The sequence below is a fragment of the Vibrio sp. Vb1337 genome (assembly GCF_033338715.1).
GTDB lineage: Bacteria > Pseudomonadota > Gammaproteobacteria > Enterobacterales > Vibrionaceae > Vibrio > Vibrio alginolyticus.
The window spans coordinates 1-1218 of record NZ_JAWOTD010000159.1; the positions used below are offsets into that span (position 1 = coordinate 1).

The following is a 1218-nucleotide window of genomic DNA, read 5'->3' on the forward strand; positions in this document are numbered from 1 at the left end:
TGGTATCACATGTGCGCTGATCCCAAGGGATGTGAAAGGTGTAGAAATCGGTAACCGTCACTTTCCACTGAACGTACCATTCCAGAACGGTCCAACCCGTGGTAAAGACATTTTCGTTCCTATCGATTTCATCATCGGTGGTGAGAAAATGGCAGGGCAAGGCTGGCGCATGCTGGTGGAATGTCTGTCGGTCGGCCGTGGCATCACGCTACCTTCTAACTCGACGGGTGGTATCAAATCGGCTGCGATGGCAACGGGTGCATACTCTCGCATTCGTCGTCAGTTCAAACAACCAATCGGTCACATGGAAGGCGTTGAAGAGCCATTGGCGCGTCTTGGCGGTAATGCATACGTCATGGATGCGGCCAGCAATCTAACTGTTGCAGGTATCGACCTAGGTGAAAAGCCATCAGTTATTTCCGCAATCGTGAAGTACCACTGTACCCACCGCGGTCAACAAAGCATCATCGACGCGATGGACATTGTCGGCGGTAAAGGCATTTGTTTAGGCCCTTCGAACTTCCTCGCTCGTGGCTACCAAGGCTCTCCAATCGCCGTAACGGTAGAAGGTGCAAACATTCTGACTCGTTCGATGATCATCTTCGGTCAAGGTGCGATTCGTTGTCACCCATATGTACTTGAAGAAATGAACGCAGCTTACTCAGAAGCGAGCGACGCGGTTGAGAAATTCGACAAAGCGTTAGCTGGCCACGTGAGCTTTACCATGAGTAACCTCGTTCGCAGTATTTGGTTTGGTTTAAGCGATGGCCTAGGTTCATCGGCACCGACTAAAGATGCAACGAAACGCTACTACCAACAGCTAAACCGTTACAGTGCCAACCTAGCGCTTCTGTCTGATATCTCAATGGCGGTACTTGGTGGTTCGTTGAAACGTAAAGAGCGTTTATCTGCGCGTTTAGGTGACATTCTCAGTCAGCTATACCTAAGCTCCGCGACGCTAAAACGTTTTGAACAAGATGGTCGTCCAGCTGAAGATTTGGCTTTGGTTCACTGGGGTCTACAAGATAGCTTAAAACAAGCAGAAATCGCCGTTGATGAGTTCCTAGCAAACTTCCCGAACAAAGTTATTGGCCGCACACTTCGCGTTCTGATTATGCCATTCGGTCGTGTACGCAAAGCACCAAGTGACAAGCTAGACAGCAAAGTGGCACGTATTCTACAAACCCCAAGTGCAACACGCTCGCGCATTGGCCGTGG

The 1218-nt window shown here is 50.0% G+C and carries 1 protein-coding gene; it reads left to right on the plus strand.

Annotated elements, in window-relative coordinates; genetic code table 11:
- A partial coding sequence (locus R7E42_RS24695; RefSeq protein ID WP_318073188.1) for an acyl-CoA dehydrogenase occupies positions 1-1218 on the plus strand: 1218 nt, incomplete at both ends.